We start from the raw sequence: 21,202 nt of genomic DNA on the forward strand, positions 1-21,202 counted from the left end.
CGATAAAATGTGGATTTTTAGTTGGCACTTCAAGCCCCCCTCCGGTTGCGAGCGCCCTCGCATTGGTATTCCGGGAGCCTGAAAGCACTGACCTCGAATCAGCATTTTGCTTTTAGTGCTGAGAAGCACCTGGACATAGCAAAATCTCCCGGAATCCCGGGACACCCACAAAAGTGGGTTCATTCTTATGTATCGAGGTTTCGGGCTTTCAGTTCCCTATTGATCGTCGCGTATACGACCAAACTCACCCTTTAAGTAATAAAGTAGTTTCAGAAAATTGGCAAGAAAAATCAAAATAATTTCAAAGACTATAAGATTGGGTACTTTTTAAAAAAGTGCGAAATATGGATTATAAATCGCGTTTTTTGCTTAATCAGAAATGTCGATAAAATGTGGATTTTTGATTTTCACTTCAAGCCCCCCGCTGGGGGCGAGCGCCCTCGCATTGGTATTCCGGGAGTTAAAGGTACTGAATCCGAGTCAGCTTTTTGCTTTTAGTGCTTAAAGCACCTGGACATAGCAAAATCTCCCGGAATTTGAAGATATCCGTAAAGCGGGTTCGTTTTTACGCTAGAGCTTAGGGCTCGTCTTCCCTATTGATCGTTGCGTAGACGACCAAAGCACTTTTAAATTTGTAAAGTAATTTCAGTATATTGGCAAGAAAAATGAAAACATTTTCTATTCTATTACGCTGTAGAACACTGCTCTTTTAGGGGGGAGTGAAGAGCTGGAATATTTGAGGGCAGGGCTTGATTTATTGAGCCTGACGAAGTGCTGTCTTTTGAGGGGCGGTTGGGTGTAAGCTTTGTTCTGTGGGGAAAGCTGCTTTTTGAAGTAGGATTGTAGACCAGTGCTGGTTGGGAATTTTCATTTTTTGAGACGTGGGCTGGAAGTCAGTGTACTAATATAGCAGATTTTAATCTCATAATTTTTCATTCTTTCTTTTTTAAAGCAAATAAGAAAGAAAAATTACTATATTACTTGATATTAGTCTAAATGCTTATATCAAGAGAAGTATTTCTTTAAAAATTTTCACTTAACTTACTAAGCGATTTGTTAGAGTAAACAACTCTTTTGAAGTTCATATCACCAATTGTATTGAAGGGAGTGCAACTTTAACTGTAGAAAAGTTTAATATCGGATGGTTGATATGAATTTATTTTTAAAAAAGAGTCCTTTAGCTCTTTTTTCCTCTCTCTTTATTTCTAAAGTTGGTGATTATGCTTATGAAGTTGTTTTTGTTTTACTGGTCTTAAAATTAACAGATAACATCTTTTTTACAGGTCTTGTGTATTTTTTTCGATTTATCCCTTTTCTCTTTTTTGGCCCTATAGGAGGTTGGTTAGCGGATAATTTTTCTTTGAAGAAAAATATGATCTTAAGTGAATTTGTTAGATTATTAGCCTCATTATTCGTTTTTATAACCACTATAACAGGGACTGCAAATATTATTGTGCTTATTTTAGCAGCAATATGTACAACGATAGGAAGAAGTATTTTCCAACCAAGTTTTCAAGCTGCTATTCCTAGGATGTTTTCAGCAAAGGATCTGACAAAGGCAAATAGCATTGCACAAATTATAGAGGAAACTGCATCCGTTATGGGTCCTTTGGTTTGTTCCCTACTGCTTTTTTTAGCAAATAAATCGGCAGTACTCATTTTTGATTTTTTTACCTATTTTATATCTATTATCGTGTTGTTTAATCTCATGAATTTAAATTCAAATGAGAATAAACCATTCAATTTTATAAAAATTTATCGAGAAACAACTTCCTATCTTAAATATATTTCTAAAGAAAATAAACATTTATTTATCACGCTTGTCGGCTCGTCGTTTGCTATTCTCTTTACTGGTGCAATTTTAAGATTTTTAATTCCAGCTTTTGTTCTCTCTATAGGGGGAGAAGAAAGCCTTGTTAGTTATATTTTTTCTCTTATGGCTGTTGGAACTATTGTTGGTGGTTTGTTATATAGTAAAATTATATTCAAGATTACATCGTTGAAGCTCATGGTATTTTGGCTTCTTTATGGAGGTATTCTGTTTGTTATGCCTTTAGCAGCAGAACTTTATTTAAAATTCCTTCTCGTGTTAGCATTTGTTTTAGGATTTATTGGTGCCTTTGTGGATATTGGTTTAGTCTCAGCTATTCAATTATACTCTCGTCGTGAAGATTTTGGTAAGAGTTTTGGAACCTTTTCAACTTTAGCAAACTCTGCGGAAGCAGTGTCTGGCTTTATTGCTGGACTTTTTGCACTCGTGGGAGTGTTAAGCTCCTTTTTAGCTATGTCTACATTAATTATTTCCACGGGAATGATTGGCGTTGTAAAAATTAAGAAAAATAAAGAGTTAACATCTCTTAACACGACAGTCGATGACGACCATTGATATATTTAATATCTCCATGCCGTTTCTTTTTTCTAAGACGGTTCGTTAATTATCCTGTTCATGATGTAGAAACATCGCTCTTTGAGGGGCGAGTGAAGAGCTAGAATATTCAGGATAGGACTTGATTTGTTGAGCCTGATGAAGTGCTGTCTTTTGAGGAGGGATGTCTGAAGACTGTGGGGAGGTGATTGCCTGGGCAAAAAGCTGGGTTCATTTACAGACCAGTGTTTATAGAGCAGTGTGGGGTGGTAAACCTTTCCTTTAGCTTTGTTCTGTGAAGATGTAAAAGCGTAAAAATGTGAATCCGTAAAAGTGAAGCGAAGGATTTGTGGATTGATGTATTGTGCGTGTTTTTGGTCACTTTGGGCTTTTGTCTGGCGTGGAATGTGGTGAGATAAATGGGGGGAGAGTTTTCGTGAATGGAGGGGGACGCTTGGGAGGAAGAGGGGTGTTAAGTTGTTAAGTGTATAATGGGGGAAAAAAGGGGGAATAGAAGATGAAGAGAGTGCGCATGGATAGGTTAGGAGAGTGTGGATAAGAGGTGGTGGTGCGAAGGGATGAAGGATGATGTGTGAGGGGTAGATATCCCCCTTGGGATGGAGAAAAAATGAAAAGGGGTGGGGATAAGCTTGCCAGTGGAATTTAAGTTGTGAAGTGTTTTGTTTTTATCAAATTGTCGCGTGGGATTTGGGAAATTTCATTCGTTGTTTTAGGGTAGAGCTTCATAATTGTTTCAAAAAACACATAAAATAGCTAATGATGAGCGTAAATGAAAAACCAAAAGAAACAATATCGGTACAAATTGGTAGATAGTAGGGAAGTCGGGATCTAAATGGCTCGTAAAAGCCTAAGTGTTCAAACAATAATTACTCTTCGATCACGTGATAATTTCAATGTTATGGGGATAAAAAATATCATTTTTATTGCTTGGAAAGTCATCCAATGTTTGTGCTGCTTTAATGATAAATCTGTCTTAAATAATATGTAATACAGAAAATCATGAAAATAAGTATAAATATATTATATGTATACTACATTCTTTGCATATGTTTTGTGTACTTTTAATATATATTTTTTATGTTAAGCGTAAGCTTTGAGTACTATGAGAGATGATGGTCGTTTTTTTAACAAGTGAGAAAGTGATTAACTAACGCTTGATTGTAAAGAAATATGTTGTTAAGGCTATTCTTAGAAAGGATGCTCTTATTTCTGGTGTAGGAGCTTCTCAAAAAGGAATACAATTTATAGGGGGGCTCTTGATGTCTAAATATTTATTTCCGTTGCCTCTTGTCTTGGTGGCTGGTTGTGCATCTATGGGTAATTATTCATCAAGTTATGTCAGTCCAAATATTACGAAAGATGATGTAAAATTAATTGCTAACGATTTTGTTCGTAATCTTAAAAAACCTTTACCGCCCGTTACAACAACACTTATTGTGAAAAAAAATAAAACAGAAGACAACTTTACTCCTGTATTTATTGATCTCTTGCGACGGAATGGATATAACGTGATCTATACAGATCAACCAAACAAACAGCAAAATGGTGTAATCTTGACTTATCAAATAACACCAATAAATACAGGTATCCTGTCTATGGTTTCTTATGATGGGGTTGGAGTAACGCGTTATTATGTCCGTACTTATAATAGATGAAACCCCTTTGCCGGTTTGTCTCAAAGAAGTAGATAATGAAGAAATGTGTTTCAGGGGAAATGTTGGGATTGAATTAATCAATAAAAATTTACAGATGTGAAAATTATATATTCAGCTGACAATTACCAGTCGTCTCGGTTACAATTTCAGTATTGTAATGAAAAGAGATATCGTTTTATCTGTTCGCAATTCTTCATGTTCTGTCTCAGTTATATAGCGCTTTTATCATTTCTGTCTTATAGAAAATTACTTTCTGTTCTACGGTTCTATATGCCAATTTAATAGTCAGATCTAAACAATCAAATTCATATGAACTCTTTACGGAAATCTGTTGTTTGAGATTGTTGAAAGGTGTTTTGTTTTTATCAAATTGTCGCGTGGTGGTTTGGGAGTTTCGTTTGGCTGTGTTCTGTGAAGATGTAAAAGCGTAAAAATGTGAATCTGTAAAAGTGAAGCGAAAAACTTATGGATTGATGTATTGTGCGTGTTTTTGGTCATGGTATAATGATAAATCCATTGAGCACTCCTATCTTTACGCTTGTGAAGAAGCAAGCCGGTATCATCATTATATTTGCTAGCTCGTGGGTATTGGCTACAGCCCTTGGCACTTGAGACGGTTCATAAGAGCTATTTTTATTCCTTTCTTAATCGTTTTTTTATCCACACGGGCTCTCCTCTCTTTTGACGTGGAAGCGAATGATTTTGATTGATTCAACATGGGAGAGATTTGAAATGAGAGAATCTTACGATGTTTGGAACTCTCCATCAATATCAATGACGATAAATTATCATTATAAATCAATATATTGTCATGGTATGGAGTGGTGTAGGAAGGGACGAGGCGAAGAGTTATGCAAACTGGAGGGGAAATGAAGAGTGCTGTTCGTGCGTTGGTTGGAGAGGAGAGTTTTGGAATAGCTGTGAACAGATGGAAAGGGGGATGTGTAAAGAGATGTGAAGAGAGAAAAATCGTGGTTGGCTTTTATATTCTATGCGGAATTTAACAATTATATTTGCGTCTATATTTGTATGGGTGATATCCGTGAAATGGGTGTGAGAAGCATTGAGAAATGTTTTTTTTAATAAGTGGGTGAATGAGCAATACAATGGTAATCCTATTTAGAGGGGAAGCCTATTTAGGGGGGAAATCCTATTTAGAGGGGGAAGCCCATTTAGAGGGATGCCTATTTAGAGGGATGCCTATTTAGGAAAAATCCTATTTTAGCTCTTATTGTTTTAGACATTGTGTTTTGTATGAGGGGCATTTTGCAGGAAAGGTGTTTTGAGGGATGTGGCTCCCTTAAAGAAAAACACAAAAATATCAAAAGAAAAATATAAAAACTTGACAAGGTAAATGTAAAAAGGTATCATAATGATACAATCAGAATTGTGCGTTTAAATCAGAAGAGATCTCTTGATAAGATTCTGTGAGAGGGGTGGGGATGTTTTTCCAAGGTTTTGGTGTTTTTATCCTATTTTGAAGTTTGTTATCCTATGATGCCGTAAACCGGTGCCGTAAACCGTTTTTTGAGATGTGGTGGTATCAGGCGGGCAAGGCTTTAGGCAGAGGGGGATATTGGCGAGGGATGTCGGTAGGTGCGCTTTTGTCTAATCAGAAATCAACCACAGGATTGCTTTCTGCTTTTTCGCTTTGAGCTCTCTAAAGTTTTTCAAAAGGGCGTGTTCTTTTTCGCTGGTGGTGTCTTGACCATGGTGTGAGAGATTTTCCTTTGTGGGAATATCTTCTTCTGCAAAAATATCAGTATAAAAAAAGGTAATAGGAACTGCTAGTTTTTTAGCAATTTCGAGCAAACACCCTGCGCTTACACGATTGGAGCCTTTTTCGTATTTTTGGATTTGTTGGAAACTGACACCTAAATGGCTTCCTAATTCCTTTTGAGAAAGCCCCATTGAAATGCGTCTGTGACGGATTCTTTTACCTATCAAAATGTCGTAGAAATGTGGATTTTTAGTTGGCACTTCAAGCCCCCTCCGGTTGCGAGCGCCCTCGCATTGGTATTCCGGGAGGTTGAAAATACTGAACTCGAATCAGCTTTTTTGCTTTTAGTGCTGACAAGCACTTGGACATAGCAAAAACTCCCGGAATTCCGGGATACCCGCAAAGCGGGATAAATTCATGTACGAGTTTTCGGGTCTTCAACTCCCTATTTGACCGTTGCGTGGACGATCAAAAACACAGATCAATTCATAAAGTAATTTCAAGGGATTGGCAAGAAAAATCAAAATAATTTCAAAGACTATAAGATTGGGTACTTTTTAAAAAAGAGCGAAATCTGGATTTTTAGTTGGCACTTAAAGCCTCCCGCTGGGGGCGAGCGCCCTCGCATTGGTATTCCGGGAGGTTGAAAGCACTGAGCTCAGTCAGCCTTTTGCTTTTAGTGCTGACAAGCACTTGGACATAGAAAAAGCTCCCGGAATTCTGGGATATCCGCAAAGCGGGATAAATTCATGCATGAGTTTTCGGGCTTTCAAATCCCTATTTGACCGTTGCGTGGACGATCACAAACACAAGCTCATCAATAAAGTAGTTTCAGAAGATTGGCAAGAAAATTAAAATATTTGCTATACGGTTATAGTGTAAAATAGGGATGTTTGGGGGCGGTAATCTGATGTTAGTAGGGGAATTTACTGGGTAAGAGGTTGGATTATAGTTTAAAACCGGTGCGGGGTGGAAGCTTTATCTTGCAGAGGAAAATTTGCTTTTTGAAGTCGAGTTGTAGATTTGAGCTTATCTGGCGTGTTTGATGAAACAGCCTTCTTTGAAGTGTGGGATAGCCATATGAAATAATTAGCAGGGGAATCTGATAGACGAGAAATCAGATTGTTGACAGACCCGTGTTTACAGAACGGTGCGGAGTAGTGATGTGAGCGTTTCATTTGGCTGCGTTCTGTAATGATGTAAAAGCGTAAAAATGTGAATCTGTAAAAAAGAGCAGAGGCTTTGTGCTTTGTGCGTGTTTTTTTATCTTTTTGGGTGTGTTCCATTTTTTTAATTGTTGGTTGCGTTAGAGGTTTCCTTGCTGATTTTTATGTCATTTTTTGTGCTTGAGGTTTTGGTTTCTCTTTAGTTGGAAGGAACATGATGATGGTAGATGAACATTGTCTTCCCTTACGTCGAAGAGGGCGGAAAAAAGGGGCTTTAAATAAAACAACAAAGCGATTTAATGAAGCTCTTCTGATAGCGGCGGAGCAGGCTGGATATCACTATGGTGAAGATGGGCTGGTGTCTTATCTTCAGTATCATGCTCTCAATAATCCCGTATCGTTTTTTTCGCTGCTGGCAAAAGTGTTGCCTCTTCAGGGGACTGGAGAAGGGCAGGTTAAAACAGTTTCGCGTATTGAGATTGTACCAGTGAATGCAAAAAATAGCGAACCGGAGAAGCGTGATTTTTCAGCAACGGAGGCTTGAAGCTACGAGAAAATGTTGGGTTGGGCACATGATGTTTAAGGGATATTGTCTTTGAACGGGGATGCTAGATGTTTGTCTGAAAGCTTATGATTGAAATTGCGGTGAGGGGCGTGTGCTTTAGGCGTGTGAGCTGTGAAGTTGTTAAGCTTTGGTGGGGGAAGCATGAGGACGTGGACTGGAGGAGACTTCGGTGCATATGGTGTTTTTTGGGGGTACATGGCGTCTGGGGTGGTCTGTTTGAGGGGGGGCCGGCAAGATGCTTTTATGGCGATGCGTGAGGGGCGTGTGCTGAAGAGGTGATACTCGAGAGGTACGATGCTTAGAGGGCGTGATGATATTTGCTGTTTTGGACCTCTGGTGAAGATTTGGTCTTTTCTCGTTATTGAAGGTGTGGAGATATCAAAAACAGTTTCGCGTATCGAGATTGTACCAGTGAATGTAAAAAAATAGTGAACCGGAGAAGTGTGATACCTCGATAACTGAGGCTTGTGATATTGAAAAATGTTAGGCTGAGGTGGGTGATGTGGGGTGATGTCTTGCAAGGGGGCTGCTTTGGTGATTGCCTATCTTGAGGGGATTGAAGCGGAGGCTATCGTGCTTGTGGGCGCTCGTGATATTGGGAAGGGGCTTTGGTGAATGATGCCGTAAGGGCCCGTGTGCTGGAGGGAATTTGGTGCAGGGTATTTGTGTGGTGGATATGGAACAGTGTTTTGATGGGTGAGGGGCATGAAACTTGAGAGAAGTGTTATGCTTGCGTGATGCATGTGATTTGGTGGGGGTATCTTGGGGGATAGACAAGTGTGAGGATTGGTGATGCTTGAGAGGCATGATATTGGAGGATGTTGGGCTTTGGACATGCCTGAGAGCCATGTGCTTAGGCCATGATTTGGTTGGGGGGATACCGTGCTTGTGGTTGGGGGATGACAGGTGCGGTGTTTGAGGGGGTGGGGCTTTTGTGCCTTGGGGGCTTGGGGCGCATAGGTGGGGGTCAAGGGGATCTCATGTAAAAAAGTGAAATTTATTGCGTATTAGGATGAAGAGAAGATAAAGCGCTGCTTTTGAGAAGGGTGTTTTTCGTTTAATTGCTCTTTTCCTTCAATTACTCTGGGATCATTAAACTTGGGATAAGCAAAAGGGTGAAGCGCAATTATTGCTAAAGTATGAAAATTTATAATGAAAATTGTGCAGAAAATTTCTCAAAAAATGGGGCAGAAAACGGCTCAAGTAGCTCTTATTCCAAAGCTTATTCCTGTTTTTACTGGAAAAGCAGATGTGCGAGCTGCTTGGGGAGGACGGGGCTCTGGAAAAACACGTTCTTTTGCTTTGATGTCGGCTGTTGTGGGATATCGCCATGGAATGGCTGGAGAACGCGGGATTATTCTTTGTGCAAGGCAATTTCAAAATTCTCTCAATGACAGTTCTTTGGAAGAAATTAAACGCGCTATCGAATCTTATCCTTTTTTACAAGGCTATTATGACATTGGTGATAAATATATTAAATCAAAAGATGGACGGATTGTCTATGTGTTTGCCGGTCTTGATCGAAATATCGCAAGTATTAAATCAATGGGGCGCGTTTTCCTTTGCTGGGTCGATGAAGCAGAGCCGGTGACTGAGACTGCTTGGCAAACACTTATTCCAACTTTGCGCGAAGAAGGAAAAGATTGGAATGCAGAATTATGGGTCACATGGAACCCGTGCCATGAAAATGCACCCGTGGAAAAACGTTTCCGAAATGTCGATAATCCTCATATCAAAGGGGCAGAAATTAATTGGCGTGATAATCCGCAATTTCCTGAAAAACTCAATCGTGATCGTATGGACGATTTGCAGCAAAGACCAGAGCAGTATAACCATATTTGGGAAGGCGAATATCTCCAAGCTGTCCAAGGGGCTTATTATCAGAAATGTCTTCTCGAAGCCGAAATGGAAGGGCGGATTACCACCGTTCCACGTGATCCTTTGATCCAGACGAGAATCTTTTGGGATATCGGTGGAACAGGAGCAAAGGCCGATGCTACCGCATTGTGGGTCGCACAATTTGTTGGACGGGAAATTCGAGTGCTCGATTATTATGAAGCCCAAGGACAGCCTCTCTCAGAGCATGTGGGCTGGGTCTTTCAAAGGGGATATGAAAAGGCTCTCATGGTTTTGCCCCATGATGGCGCAACAAAAGATCGTGTCTATAATGTGAGTTTTGAAAGTGCACTTCAACAAGCCGGTTTTCAAACCAAAGTGATTCCTAATCAAGGAACAGGCGCTGTGAAAATGCGTATCGAAGCCGTAAGGCGATTGTTTCCTGCACTATGGTTTAATCGTGAAACGACATGTGCAGGCAGAAAAGCACTCGCTTGGTATCATGAAAAGCGCGACGAACAGCGCAATATCGGACTGGGGGCTGAACATGATTGGGCTAGCCATGGGGCCGATGCCTTTGGACTGATGTGTGTGGCTTATGAACAACCAAATACCAGACCGCGAAAAAATACTTATCGCTCGTTTCACCATTCTCAAACTTCATGGATGGCTTTTTAATGAATATTTCTACAGATTCTTCTTTTGATCAAATCGAAACGCTTGAAAATCAAGCACTCTTTAAAAAACTCGTGGGGTGGTATCAGGATGATATTGCTCATGTCGAAAAATGGCGAAAAAATGCCCAAGAAGATTACGATTTTTATAATGGACGGCAATGGAATGAGCAAGACCTTGCTGTTTTGAACGAACAAAACAGACCGGTCATGACTTTTAACCGTATTGCGCCTTTAATTAATGCCGTGATTGGGGCTGAGCGCAATAATAAAAGACAAGTTCAATTTATTCCACGACAAGAAGGAGCAGCCTTTGCGAACCAGATTCTGACAGGAGCGGCTGAGTGGTTTCGTGATGAAGCCGATGGGGAATACGAAGATTCCGATGCCTTTCAAGATGCAATTATTTGCGGAATGGGGTGGACAGATACACGCCTTGATTATGAAGAAGATCCGCAAGGAAAACCAATCATTTCACGCTTAGACCCTATGAAAATGGTGTGGGATGCAAGTGCTGTTAAGCCTAATCTTATTGACGCACAACGTTTATGGTATATTGATGAAAAACCTCTTGCTGTGGCTCAGGAAATGTTTCCCAATGTTCATTGGAGTGATCTTCATGCTGATTGGGTTAAACATCAGAGTTTTTTACATTCAACCAGCAATGGGATGACACAAAGTTATCAAGCTGAGAGGGGATATCAGGAAGACTGGGAAGAGGGAGGCACCTATCAACGTCCTAAAATGGTGACATTGGTAGAATGTCGCTGGTTTGAACGCGAGGTGATTTATAAAGTTCTCGAGCCTCAAAGTGGAAAGTTTATCGATTATTCAGAGCAGGATTTCCAAAATTTAAGCAAAACCTTTCCTCATGTTCAAGCAACAAGGTTGAACAGAAAAATTGTCAAACGGGCATTTTTGGGCAGAAAGCTGCTCGAAGCGCCTGATAAGCCCTTGGTCCCACACAATCAATTGGGATGGGAATGTATTACCGGTACTTTTGATAAGTTAAGCCGGCACTTTTACGGACTTGTTAAGCCAACAAAAGATCCACAACGGTGGGCAAACAAATATTTTAGTCAAGTGATGCATTTGCTCAATAGTCAATCAAAAGGCGGAATTATGGCAGAACGCGATGCTTTTGATGATGATCGACAAGCCCTCGAGAGTTGGGCTAGAGCCGATAGTATTACTTGGTTGAAAAGTGGTGCTGTGTCTGGGGGAAGAATTCAGCCTAAACCCGTGGCACAATTTCCGCAAGGGTTTTTCCAATTGTTTAATGAAGCAAAGAGCGCACTCGAACAGGTGACGGGGTTGTCTTCTGAATTTATTGGGACAAGAGCTGTCAATCAGCCTGGCGTTCTTGAACAACAACGGCGACAATCGTCACTTAATCTTTTGGCTTCCTTTTTTGATGGGTTGCGTCGATATCGGCAACGACAGGGGAAAATTATTCTCTATCTTATTCAAAATTATCTGTCCGATGGGCGGCTGGTCCGTATTGCTGGTGATGAAAATGCCCAGTATGTTCCACTGACACGCGAAATGGTGACAAGTTTGGAATATGATATTGTCGTGGATGATGCGCCAACAAGTCTTAATGAAAAAGAGCGTACTTTTGCACTGATTATGCAACTGCTTCCTTTGATGCAAAATTTTGCAACGCCTGAGATTATGCTTGATCTCTTACGCTATTCACCTTTACCAGCCTCACTCATTCATAAAATTGCGATAAAGGCGCAAAATTCTCTTCAAGAAGAGCAAAATTCCTCAGCGCAGATGGGGGGTAATGTGGGAACAGAGCAGATAATGCAGATGTTGCAGACAGTAAAGGCTCAACAATAGAATGCTTTATGGTGTGCTCGTTCAGATGAATTTCATCTATCAGAAGTTGCTTATCTAAACAATTTCCATAGTTACCCATGTTGCTGATGTCGTGCAATGTCGCCTCTTTTTATCTCAGAAGAGCTGTTTTATTGGACAGTGTGTATTGGGGAAAATGTTCGATAGAGTCTTATCGTTATGGTGGGGGAGCCATGTGGGGTGGGAATGTTGGAGCCAAAATTATGGGTAAGCATTAAGGGGATAAATGCTCTCAGGCTGTTTTATCTGAAAAATTTAATTTTATTGTTTAAAAAAAAGAGAAGGCTAACGTCATGGATCAAGAACACTTAACGCCGGCAGAACAAAACCAATTGAAACAGGATTTTCTGGTCTCAACACAAGAGGGAGAAAATGGTGAAATTGGAAGAGAAGAAAAAACTCTTGAAGATAATTTCCAAGGGCAAACGCATCAACAACAGTATTCTTCGCAAAAGGCTGGAAAAGAGGTTCAAGGGGGAGAAGATGGTCCGCCAGATCCGCAAAAAGACTTTATGGGCTATATGCAATGGTTGGGAAAAACACTCCAAAAACAAGGACTTGTTAATGAAAAACAACAACCTTCTCTGGCTCGCGAAGCAGAACAGTTGCATGCATTCTATCAGCAGTCTGTTGCAAGTGTTAAACAAAAACATCATGATTTTGATCAAGCAGCTGATTTTATTTATGAAACGCGGGCTAAACAGTTGGCAGCTTGTGCTTCGCTCTATCCTGAGATGGCAGATCCAAAAAATATTGATGCGTTGATTGGTGATGAGTTGAAACAGATCTTGCGCGATTGTGCGCAAAAAAATCAAAATCCGGCTGAAGTGATTTACTCTATTGCACAAAAAATTGGCTACACAAATGTTCCCAATAACATGGATGAAAATTTACAGGAAAGACACAATTCTGCACGTACACTTGCTGCTTATAATGGCTTGATGCCAAATGGGCCGATTTCTTTGGAGATGCTTGATAAAATGTCAGAAGCAGAGTTTAGCGCTTGGGTTTCTGATCCTAAAAATAAAGTCTCTTTTAATCGTTTAATGGGGGGAAGAGAATTTTAAAAACAAGAATGCGGGGGGGCGGGAACGTGGAGAGGCTTTTGGCGGAGGGGGAAGAAGGGGATTTCTCAAAGCACGGATCTGGTGAGGAGAGCTCTTATAAGGGGGAGGCAGAAGCTAACAGAAATTAGATAAAACACACGAACAACCTATTCACCATTTGAAATGAAATGTGGTGTTTTAACAACCGGCGCTTTGCCGGGTTTTTTATGTCAATAAAACTTTTAGAGGATAAAATGACTGTAACTTATATCGGACTTAATGACCCAATGGCAGTGCGCACATGGTCTAAATTACTAAACCAAGAAGTCTCAAAAGCAATTCCGATTGCACCGTTGATTGGAAATGATTCAAACAGTATCGTACAATTAAAGGATGAAACCACGAAAGCAAGTGGGGATGCCATTAGCTTTAATTTGCGTGTGCAGTTGCTAGGCGATGGGGTGAGTGAAGGGCAGACATTGGAAGGCAATGAAGAAGCTTTACAGTTTCTCAATGATCGCTTGGCAATAAATGAACTCGTTCATGCCGTGCGTGTCAAAAATGAGGGAACGATTGATCAACAACGAATTCTCCATGATTTGCGTACCGAGGCAAAAAATGGTTTGGTTGATTGGTATGCCGATCGTTTGAGTATGATGTTCTTCATTCAAGTGTGTGGATATACTGCAAAAGCTATTAACTTTGAGGGACGTACGATTACTCTTAAACCTGTCCATTATGGTTTTAATGCACCAACCGCGCCAACCGATAAACGCATCGTGCGCCCTAATGGAAAAACAAAAGATGAAGATTTAAAATCAAACGATGTTTTTGATCTCAGCCTCATTGATAAAGCTGTTGAAAGGGCTAAATTGGCAAATCCAAAAATTAGACCCGTGCGGATTGATGGGGAAAATGTCTATGTGCTTTATCTTCATCCAACCCAAGTGACGCAGTTGCGAACCAATACAGATGCGGGGCAATGGCTCGACATTACCAAGGCAATCTATAGTGGAAGTCGTATCAAAAATCCGCTCTATGATGGATCTTTGGGCATGTATAATGGTGTGGTTTTGCGCGAAGCTGAACATATTACCGAAGGAGTCGAATCTGGGACGGCAAATAAAGCTGTACCAAATGTGCGTCGTGCTGTTCTACTTGGTGCGCAGAGTGCTGTGATTGCTTTTGGTAAAGATCGAGGGGCGACACGCTATAAATTGGTGGAAGAACTCTTCGACTATGAAAGAGAATTCGGGGTCGCGGCAAAAACCATTATTGGTATGAAAAAAACTTGCTTTACCTTGCCAGGAAGTACGCAAGGGGCTCAGGACTTTGGCACTATCGTCATTCCAACTTATGGAGCACCTGCTTAAAGCGAATGTTTGCGAACTTCCCCCAACAAGAGGGATCTGTTGGGGGAAAAATTTAAAATGCTTCCAGAAAAAGGACAGGCTTATGACCACTTTATCCACTGATCCCAAAAATCTAAACCTTACACATTCAGACCATTCTAAAACTTTTGCTTATATGGTCGCGCTTATTCAAGATGAAATTGACGATACAACAGCGGAATATTCTCTGCAAATTCAAGATTCAATTTTTACGGCTTTGCGTTTGTGTGAATGTGAACCCTTTTTCTTTAATGAAAAAAGAAAAAGGACGTTTAAAACACAAAGTGGTAAAACATGGTATGGGCAAGAAGAGGGAGTTTTTATTGGATCAGAAAAGAGTTTGGAGGGCGTCTTTTTAGCAACAAAGAATGCAACACCAACAAAGTTGTTCTTTAAGCCCTTGGAAGTGTTGCATCAACAATATGGTATGCATCCTGCGCTAGGAACGCCATTCTTTTATACGTGCCTTGATCAAAAAATAGGATTCTTTCCAACACCAGAACATGTGGAAACTGTACAGCTTTCTTATGCTCCTGTTCATTTTGCCGATGAACAGCTGAAAGAAAGCGATAATCCTTGGTTGATTTATGCTTTTGATCTTATTAAAGCACGGGCAAAATATGAACTTTATAAAAATATTCTTAAAGATCCTGAATATGCCGCCGTTTCTTTCAGAGATTTTCAAGAACAGCTTCAAGCTTTGCGCATTGAAACATCGCGCCGAAAAGGTTCTTCAAAGATTCGCCCAATGAGTTTTTAAAAAGCTTTTTTCCAAATCGTTTATGGCTGGTTTGTCCCTTATGGTTGGATGAGTGCTGGGAATTGATGGTGAAGAGCTGGTGGATGGCGCTGGGTATGCCATTATTTATGGTATCTTTTTTTTTGATGCGTTGATCAACTTAAGGTTGTGTGTTTTGTTGAATTTTATGCCTTTAGATTTTTAAGAGCTTTTGTGGTTTTTTATCAATAAGCTTTGGTGTTTTGAATGGTACGAGGCTCTTCAAAGATTTTATAGAGAGTTTTAAGGCTTTTTTCCAGTTATTGGGGTGATTGCAGGCGGTTGATTGTGGTCTGGCGCTGGTGGATGGCGCTGGGTATGCCATTATTTATGGTATCTTTTTTTTTGATGCGTTGATCAACTTAAGGTTGTGTGTTTTGTTGAATTTTATGCCTTTAGATTTTTAAGGTTTTTTGTGGTTTTTTATCAATAAGCCTTGGTGTTTTGAATGACACTAGGCTCTTCAAAGATTTTATGGGGGTCTTGATGGCTTTTTTCCCAATCGCTGATTATCGACCCGATGTGGCGGATATCAATGGAATTTTTACTGATGAACTTGTTAATGTGCTACCGGCTGATGGCTCCTATATCCCTATGCCAAGTTTTGAACCTTTATCAGAGCCTTGTCCTGAGCCAATTTTAGGCGCTCTTGCGGTTAAAACAAAAAATGGGGTTTCTATTATTGTTGGGACAAGAGAAAAAATCTTCTTGCTTGATAATACAACAATGGCGTGGAAAGATATTAGCCAAAAAGGAAAATCTTATCTTGCTAATATCGATGCTCCGTGGTCTTTTGCTTTATTTGGTGATTTTATCATTGCGGTGAATGCCAATGATAAACCACAAGTGATTGATATTAATCATGATAAAAAATTTAGAAATTTAGGGGGAAATCCACCACAAGCAGGGATTGTTCGAGTTTGGGGAGATTTTGTTTGTTTGATGAAATTAACCGAGCATCCAAGGCGGGTTCATTGGTCTGGATTAAATGATGCTGAATTTTGGACCGTGGGGAAAAAAAGTTGCGATTATCAAGATTTTCCTGATGGCGGATTCGTCCAAGGGGCAACCGAGACAACAAATCCAATTATCTTTATGCGTTCTGCAATCTATGCTGGTTCCTTTATCCCTGGCTCTAAGATTATTTTTAGTTTCCAAAAAATTCACGATAAACGAGGCGCAAAAAATGCTGAATCGATTGTTTGTCGGGGCGATTTAGCATTCTTTGCCGATGAGGGCGGTTTTTATCAAATAACAAATGATGGACAGATTATACCCATTGGGTTCGAAAAAGTCGATCGAACGATGACCGCAAAATCAAGGCAGGATAATCTGTATACCATGTCTGCGGCTATCGATGGGGTGTATAATCGTGTTTATTGGATGGTTGATTCTGATGAGAACCTTCATAAACGTATCTTGCTCATTTATGATTGGGGATTGCAAAAATGGACAAAAGCTCTTGTGGATATCAAAATGGTATTGCCTATTTTCTTAGCAGGAACAACCCTAGAAGGTCTTGATTTTGTGACTAAGAATATTGATGATTTGTCCTTTTCTCTCGATAGTAAAGTTTGGAAAAATGAATCACCTATTCTGGGGGCATTTGATCAACAGGGGAGGCTCGGTTCGTTTTCTGGGGGGGCTATGGCTTGTGTCGTGACATCACAAGAAATGGGGCAGACAAATGGCATGATAACACGGGTGAAAAATATTATGCCTCAAGTCAATAGTGGAAAGTTTTATTTATCTGTGGGAATGCGCTTTCGACAATCTCTTGAAGAGAAAACTGTTTGGTTGCCAGAAAAACAGCCCTCTTATAATACTGGACAAATTCATTGTCGCGCAAGGGCACGGTTTTATCGCTTTAAATTGCGCATTCCTGAAGGGGTGAATTGGTCTCATGTTACTGGATTTGATGTGGAATTAACGCGAGCCGGTATGCGATAGGCCAAAGCCTTTATAAATAAAGGAACAAGGTGGTGCGTTATGCTTCATGCTTTTCTGCGATGAAGGAAAAATAGACTGCACAATGGCTTATTTGATAAAGAAGAAAGTTTCCTATTTGTTGTGACAAAGGGATGATGGGGCTTCTTTTCTTTTGTTTTATCCTTCTTTTTGAAAGTTGTGCGGTAAGCATGGAACATGAGAAAGGCGTAGGGGGATGTTATTTAAGGGGAGATGAGTGATAAAGCTAAAAGAGCTAAAGTTATGATACAAGATAGTCAAGATTTGTATTCTGCTCATTTGACAGAGCAATGGCCATGGGAAAAAATAGCTTCCTATCAAGAGGCACTCAATGCTGCATTGAAAAAATATGCTCAGCGCTTTCCTGATGATGTTTGTCTGGAAAAAATTGCTGAAGAAATCACTACAGGACAAGCACAATTATGGCTGGTCTTAAAAAATAAAATCCAATTTAGTGCTTTTGCAATAACCAAAGTTGAAATAACTCATACGGGGAAAAAATGCGTCGTTCTCTCAGATCTTGCTGGAGAGGGAGGGCTGAAATTGGTCAAATTGATTGATGAAGTCGAAAAATGGGCGCGAACAATTAATGCTGAAGAAATGCACATGTTTGGAAGAACTGGATGGGCGAAAAGGCTCGCTCAACACGGATATTCTCGTAATCTTATTCAATATAGAAAGGTTCTAAAGCCATGAGTAGAAAAACCACACCTCAAGTGCAGACAACAACACAAACAAATGCTCCACCTGCTTGGGCGGCTGATATTTTTAAACAAGCCAGTGCTGATGCACTTGGACTTTATAATAAAGGAATTGGCGGAAACGTTTATCAGGGAGACAGAGTTGCTGGTCTTAGCGATATGACAAAAAATGCTTTGACTGGTTTACAACAAGCAGCAGGGCTCTATAACAATCCAACGGTAACGCAATGGTTGAATGCACCAACCAATAGCGCTACAAATCTTTCCAGTATGGCTAAGGGAAGCTGGATTGGAAGCAATAGTAAATTTAATACTGCATTGCAAAATGCTCTGAATAAAACTTCCGATGCAATTAATCAATCGATGTCTGGGGCAGGACGTTATGGCTCTGGGGCTCATACTGGTGTGCTGGCCGATGAACTAGGTGCCTTGGCAACAAATGCTGCAGCACAGCAATATAATCAAGATATTAACAATATGATGAATGCAAACCAGATGATTGATCGCTCTTTGAATGATCAGGTTAATGCGGCAAATAGCTATTATCAAGGACAGAGTAATGTGCAAAGCAATGCTTTGAAAGGGGGCATGATTCAAGATATAAACCGTCAAAATGTCTTAGATGCTGAACGCCAAAAATGGTCAGAAAAAGATAATCAAGATTGGAACCGATTGCAAAGCTTGTTACAGATAGGAACACAGGCTGCTGGAAACTACGGAACGACTTCAGGAAAATCCACAACAATGCCTTCTGTGACAAAAGATCCATTGCGTGATGCGCAGCAAGTACTTGGATTGGTCGGAGGAATTTTAGGGCTTTGTGATGTGAGAGCAAAAGAAAATATTATTCCTGTGGGGCAGAAAAAGGGATATCCACTTTATACCTTTAATTATAAGGGAAATCCACAACGTTATCAGGGCGTTATGGCGCAAGACGTGTTGCGTGTGAAGCCTGAAGCTGTTTATGTCAATGCAAAAACAAAATTATTGCATGTTGATTATGACAAAATAGGACTGAAAATGGAGAAAATGAAAGGGGAGAAAATACCGGCATCTAAAAATAAAATTGCGGCTTTCTTTTCTTCATTTTTTGCTCGTTTTCCCTTTTTAAAAAAAGAGTATCTTCTATGAGTTCGATTTATGATTGGTCAATTGTCGCATCAGAAAATGCTTATGCCGATGAGAGTATAAACTGGGCAGAAGGGTAACCGCCAAGCTCAGTTAATGATAGTGCTCGCGCTATGATGCAACGGATCAAAGAATATTTGTTGGATAATGGGGGGATTGAAACACAGTTTACTGTCGATGTGGAAAACGAGAGGACATCACTTCGTTTGGCGACAAAGTCTTTTTTTGATACTTATATGGATGGCATTGTTGTGCGCTTTAAAGCACAAGGCGTCAACAGAGGAATAACAAATGTTTCTTTAAATCAATTGCCGCCAAGACTAACTTATATGGTAACGTCAGAGGGTATCATGCCTTTAAAGGGGGGAAATTCAAAAGGGGGGCTTTATGAAATCGTCTATACGTGTGATATTGCCGGAAAAAATACTTATGGCTGGTTTTTAACCAATCCTACTATAAAACTTCCTGAAATCCCTCCCTTTCCTCCTTTTCCTGAAACTTTTTCTTCTGGATTTATTGGGACTTTTGCTACAGAAAAAGTACCCTCTGGATGGTTGCTGTGTGATGGTAAAGAATATTCGCGAAAGAACTATGCAAATCTCTTTGCTCTTTTGGGGGAAACATGGGGGGAAGGAGACGGGAGAACTACACTCAATGTTTCCGATTTTCGTGGAATGTTTTTACGGGGGCTCGATAGTGGAAAAGAAATTGATAAAGGACGTTTCTTGGGAAGTCGACAAGAAGAGTCTTTTAAATCTCATACCCATGAGGGAAAAACAGATTCGACAGGCAAACACCAGCATAGTTTTCCAGTGACTGACAATGTAGTTTGGTATACGAATTTCGGTGAATATAAAAGAGATATGGCTCTAGTCTACAATCAAGATCAGTTAACGAAGGCTGCGGGAGAGCATGAACATAAGGTCTTGTTGCAAAAAACAGGGGGTGATGAAACACGTCCTGTCAATATGGCGGTGGTTTATGCTGTCAAAGCCTGAAAATGAAAGCTGTGTGAGAGAGATAAAAATGATTGCAAAATGTCTGTTATGAGAAAAAAATTCTTATAGAATATATTGTGTAGAAAGTTTTGAGACGCTTTAGAAAAAAACTGAACTCTCTTTGATTTTTTGTGCTGCCTTTATTGGATGTGTAAAGGTAAGTTTGCCTATTGTTCTTTAGAGGATCAAGACAGTGGTTATTGAAAGTAGGGGAAAAAGAGAACAAAAAATCTTCTTTTATTCATAGATTTTTTCTGATAAATCAATATGTTATACAAAATGATCCCTTTTGTGATATTGTGATACATGGTTTAAAGCGCTGGGTTTAAAGCGCTGGTGGGCGATGACAAAAAGCCCATGGATAAAATTTTATCCTGTTATACCGTAAACACCGTCATTAAAACACTATTATTGAAGGTGGTGATATAAGGAAAATAAGACATACCATACTTGATCCATTTAAGTATTGAAGAGACATATATTCAGGGGAGGGGTTGCTTGGTTAAGCCTTATGCAAGTGAATTATATAAGTGAGCAGCAGAGTGAATCCCTTTAGAGTAGTTGGATTGTTTACAAACCGATGTGAGGCTAAAATCTTCGTCCTTTTAGGTGGCAGGAAGAGATCAACGGATATGTTTATTTAAAGAGAGAAAAGGCAAAATGGTGCTCTCCCTCTTTTGGTAGAGAGAGTGTGCAAAAAGCGTTCGTTTTTCAAAATGGGTGCTCTATTGGCTAGAGAAGATTGGTGATGCGTTTAACACATGGTGAGTAATTGAATTCTCTTAGATGGCATTTTTTACTTGTCAGGAAAATTCTTGAAACAGAATGAGAGTGATACGAGAAAATCTGTAAGACAATGGTTTATCCCGTTGTGTCGTAAAATACCATTGTTTGAGGTGCGGTTAAAACTTTATGCATTGGGATGTTTTTCGTCTGTGCGTATTCTTAAAGCAGCGTTTTTTGTAGAATAACTCTAGACAAGGCTGCATTTGAAGGGGAAGCTAAGTCAAATCCGTTAGATAAGAAGCCAGATTGTTGTTGATCGATTGGCATTGTTTGAAGACCGGTGGAGGGGGCTTTGTCATTTTGGGGAAAGCCAACAAAGCATGCAAGGTGACATGCATTTTTCTTTGGTTTCAGGTGGTAAAATCATCATTTTAGGTGGAAAACAGAATATAATATAAAAAAATACCTTGTAAAAATTTTCGATGAGGAAATTTTTTTCAAAAGCCTTTCATATAGTTGTCTGAAGTTGTCTGAAGTTGTCTGAAGTTGTCTGAAGTTGTCTGAAGTTGTCTGAAGTTGTCTGAAGTTGTCTGAAGTTGTC

18 protein-coding genes and 1 pseudogene are annotated in these 21,202 nt (G+C 39.9%); 18 read left to right on the forward strand and 1 reads right to left on the reverse strand.

Annotated elements, in window-relative coordinates:
• Window positions 1-1,150: 1,150 nt before the first annotated feature.
• From ACFINF_RS06800 to ACFINF_RS06810, 3 genes are all read left to right on the forward strand, one after another.
• Window positions 1,151-2,386: an MFS transporter gene (locus tag ACFINF_RS06800; protein WP_375620237.1), complete on the forward strand. Its 1,236-nt coding sequence runs from the start codon at window positions 1,151-1,153 to the stop codon at window positions 2,384-2,386.
• Window positions 2,387-3,645: 1,259 nt separating this feature from the next.
• Window positions 3,646-4,041 carry a hypothetical protein gene (locus tag ACFINF_RS06805; RefSeq protein WP_375620238.1) on the forward strand — a complete coding sequence of 132 codons (396 nt, stop codon included), beginning with the start codon at window positions 3,646-3,648 and terminating at the stop codon, window positions 4,039-4,041.
• Window positions 4,042-4,892: 851 nt separating this feature from the next.
• Window positions 4,893-5,045, forward strand: coding sequence for a hypothetical protein (locus ACFINF_RS06810; RefSeq protein ID WP_375620216.1), 153 nt, complete (start codon window positions 4,893-4,895; stop codon window positions 5,043-5,045).
• A 604-nt stretch (window positions 5,046-5,649) separates the two neighbouring features.
• Here the strand turns inward: ACFINF_RS06810 and ACFINF_RS06815 are convergent.
• Window positions 5,650-6,021, reverse strand: a complete 372-nt coding sequence (locus ACFINF_RS06815) for a helix-turn-helix domain-containing protein (protein ID WP_375620217.1) — start codon at window positions 6,019-6,021, stop codon at window positions 5,650-5,652.
• A gap of 1,126 nt (window positions 6,022-7,147) precedes the next feature.
• On the opposite strand from ACFINF_RS06815, the gene ACFINF_RS06820 reads away from it, so the two are divergent.
• The 15 genes and pseudogenes from ACFINF_RS06820 (at window position 7,148) to ACFINF_RS06890 (ending at window position 20,846) form a co-directional block, all read left to right on the forward strand.
• A complete protein-coding gene (locus ACFINF_RS06820) occupies window positions 7,148-7,471 on the forward strand; it encodes a hypothetical protein (RefSeq protein WP_375620239.1) in 324 nt (107 codons plus the stop codon).
• 162 nt (window positions 7,472-7,633) lie between these two features.
• Window positions 7,634-7,771 (forward strand): hypothetical protein, encoded by a 138-nt coding sequence (locus ACFINF_RS06825; RefSeq protein ID WP_375620218.1) that lies wholly within the window; start codon window positions 7,634-7,636, stop codon window positions 7,769-7,771.
• A 15-nt stretch (window positions 7,772-7,786) separates the two neighbouring features.
• Complete coding sequence (locus ACFINF_RS06830) at window positions 7,787-7,921, forward strand: hypothetical protein (RefSeq protein ID WP_375620219.1); 135 nt, start codon at window positions 7,787-7,789, stop codon at window positions 7,919-7,921.
• A 431-nt stretch (window positions 7,922-8,352) separates the two neighbouring features.
• On the forward strand, window positions 8,353-8,478 hold the full coding sequence (locus ACFINF_RS06835) for a hypothetical protein (protein WP_375620220.1): 126 nt from the start codon (window positions 8,353-8,355) through the stop codon (window positions 8,476-8,478).
• A 166-nt stretch (window positions 8,479-8,644) separates the two neighbouring features.
• Window positions 8,645-10,006 (forward strand): PBSX family phage terminase large subunit, encoded by a 1,362-nt coding sequence (locus tag ACFINF_RS06840; protein ID WP_375620221.1) that lies wholly within the window; start codon window positions 8,645-8,647, stop codon window positions 10,004-10,006.
• A complete protein-coding gene (locus tag ACFINF_RS06845) occupies window positions 10,006-11,847 on the forward strand; it encodes a portal protein (RefSeq protein WP_375620222.1) in 1,842 nt (613 codons plus the stop codon). Before ACFINF_RS06840 ends, ACFINF_RS06845 begins: the two co-directional genes overlap by 1 nt.
• Before the next feature lie 311 nt (window positions 11,848-12,158).
• Window positions 12,159-12,932, forward strand: a complete 774-nt coding sequence (locus tag ACFINF_RS06850; RefSeq protein ID WP_375620223.1) for a hypothetical protein — start codon at window positions 12,159-12,161, stop codon at window positions 12,930-12,932.
• A gap of 233 nt (window positions 12,933-13,165) precedes the next feature.
• Window positions 13,166-14,284, forward strand: a complete 1,119-nt coding sequence (locus ACFINF_RS06855) for a N4-gp56 family major capsid protein (RefSeq protein WP_375620224.1) — start codon at window positions 13,166-13,168, stop codon at window positions 14,282-14,284.
• A gap of 82 nt (window positions 14,285-14,366) precedes the next feature.
• Window positions 14,367-15,062, forward strand: coding sequence for a hypothetical protein (locus ACFINF_RS06860; RefSeq protein WP_375620225.1), 696 nt, complete (start codon window positions 14,367-14,369; stop codon window positions 15,060-15,062).
• Between the two features lie 52 nt (window positions 15,063-15,114).
• Window positions 15,115-15,246: a hypothetical protein gene (locus ACFINF_RS06865; RefSeq protein ID WP_375620226.1), complete on the forward strand. Its 132-nt coding sequence runs from the start codon at window positions 15,115-15,117 to the stop codon at window positions 15,244-15,246.
• Between the two features lie 320 nt (window positions 15,247-15,566).
• A complete protein-coding gene (locus ACFINF_RS06870) occupies window positions 15,567-17,030 on the forward strand; it encodes a hypothetical protein (RefSeq protein ID WP_375620227.1) in 1,464 nt (487 codons plus the stop codon).
• A gap of 231 nt (window positions 17,031-17,261) precedes the next feature.
• Window positions 17,262-17,744, forward strand: coding sequence for a hypothetical protein (locus ACFINF_RS06875; protein WP_375620228.1), 483 nt, complete (start codon window positions 17,262-17,264; stop codon window positions 17,742-17,744).
• Window positions 17,741-18,880 (forward strand): tail fiber domain-containing protein, encoded by a 1,140-nt coding sequence (locus ACFINF_RS06880; protein ID WP_375620229.1) that lies wholly within the window; start codon window positions 17,741-17,743, stop codon window positions 18,878-18,880. The genes ACFINF_RS06875 and ACFINF_RS06880 overlap by 4 nt, the downstream gene beginning before the upstream one ends.
• Window positions 18,877-19,875, forward strand: a pseudogene (locus tag ACFINF_RS06885) (phage tail protein). The gene ACFINF_RS06880 and the pseudogene ACFINF_RS06885 overlap by 4 nt, the downstream one beginning before the upstream one ends.
• 815 nt (window positions 19,876-20,690) lie before the next feature.
• Entirely contained in the window at window positions 20,691-20,846 is a 156-nt protein-coding gene (locus ACFINF_RS06890) for a hypothetical protein (RefSeq protein ID WP_155914997.1), read from the forward strand.
• Window positions 20,847-21,202 lie beyond the last annotated feature (356 nt).

Origin of the sequence: Bartonella sp. TS25HLJMH (assembly GCF_042193505.1) — a bacterium.
In the GTDB taxonomy this organism is placed as follows: domain Bacteria; phylum Pseudomonadota; class Alphaproteobacteria; order Rhizobiales; family Rhizobiaceae; genus Bartonella; species Bartonella grahamii.

Coding starts and splice junctions, on each gene's coding strand:
- ACFINF_RS06800 (WP_375620237.1), top strand. CDS start 1,151: ATGAATTTATTTTTAAAAAAGAGTCCTTTAGCTCTTTTTTCCTCTCTC.
- ACFINF_RS06805 (WP_375620238.1), top strand. CDS start 3,646: ATGTCTAAATATTTATTTCCGTTGCCTCTTGTCTTGGTGGCTGGTTGT.
- ACFINF_RS06810 (WP_375620216.1), top strand. CDS start 4,893: ATGCAAACTGGAGGGGAAATGAAGAGTGCTGTTCGTGCGTTGGTTGGA.
- ACFINF_RS06820 (WP_375620239.1), top strand. CDS start 7,148: ATGGTAGATGAACATTGTCTTCCCTTACGTCGAAGAGGGCGGAAAAAA.
- ACFINF_RS06825 (WP_375620218.1), top strand. CDS start 7,634: ATGAGGACGTGGACTGGAGGAGACTTCGGTGCATATGGTGTTTTTTGG.
- ACFINF_RS06830 (WP_375620219.1), top strand. CDS start 7,787: ATGCTTAGAGGGCGTGATGATATTTGCTGTTTTGGACCTCTGGTGAAG.
- ACFINF_RS06835 (WP_375620220.1), top strand. CDS start 8,353: ATGATTTGGTTGGGGGGATACCGTGCTTGTGGTTGGGGGATGACAGGT.
- ACFINF_RS06840 (WP_375620221.1), top strand. CDS start 8,645: ATGAAAATTGTGCAGAAAATTTCTCAAAAAATGGGGCAGAAAACGGCT.
- ACFINF_RS06845 (WP_375620222.1), top strand. CDS start 10,006: ATGAATATTTCTACAGATTCTTCTTTTGATCAAATCGAAACGCTTGAA.
- ACFINF_RS06850 (WP_375620223.1), top strand. CDS start 12,159: ATGGATCAAGAACACTTAACGCCGGCAGAACAAAACCAATTGAAACAG.
- ACFINF_RS06855 (WP_375620224.1), top strand. CDS start 13,166: ATGACTGTAACTTATATCGGACTTAATGACCCAATGGCAGTGCGCACA.
- ACFINF_RS06860 (WP_375620225.1), top strand. CDS start 14,367: ATGACCACTTTATCCACTGATCCCAAAAATCTAAACCTTACACATTCA.
- ACFINF_RS06870 (WP_375620227.1), top strand. CDS start 15,567: ATGGCTTTTTTCCCAATCGCTGATTATCGACCCGATGTGGCGGATATC.
- ACFINF_RS06875 (WP_375620228.1), top strand. CDS start 17,262: ATGAGTGATAAAGCTAAAAGAGCTAAAGTTATGATACAAGATAGTCAA.
- ACFINF_RS06880 (WP_375620229.1), top strand. CDS start 17,741: ATGAGTAGAAAAACCACACCTCAAGTGCAGACAACAACACAAACAAAT.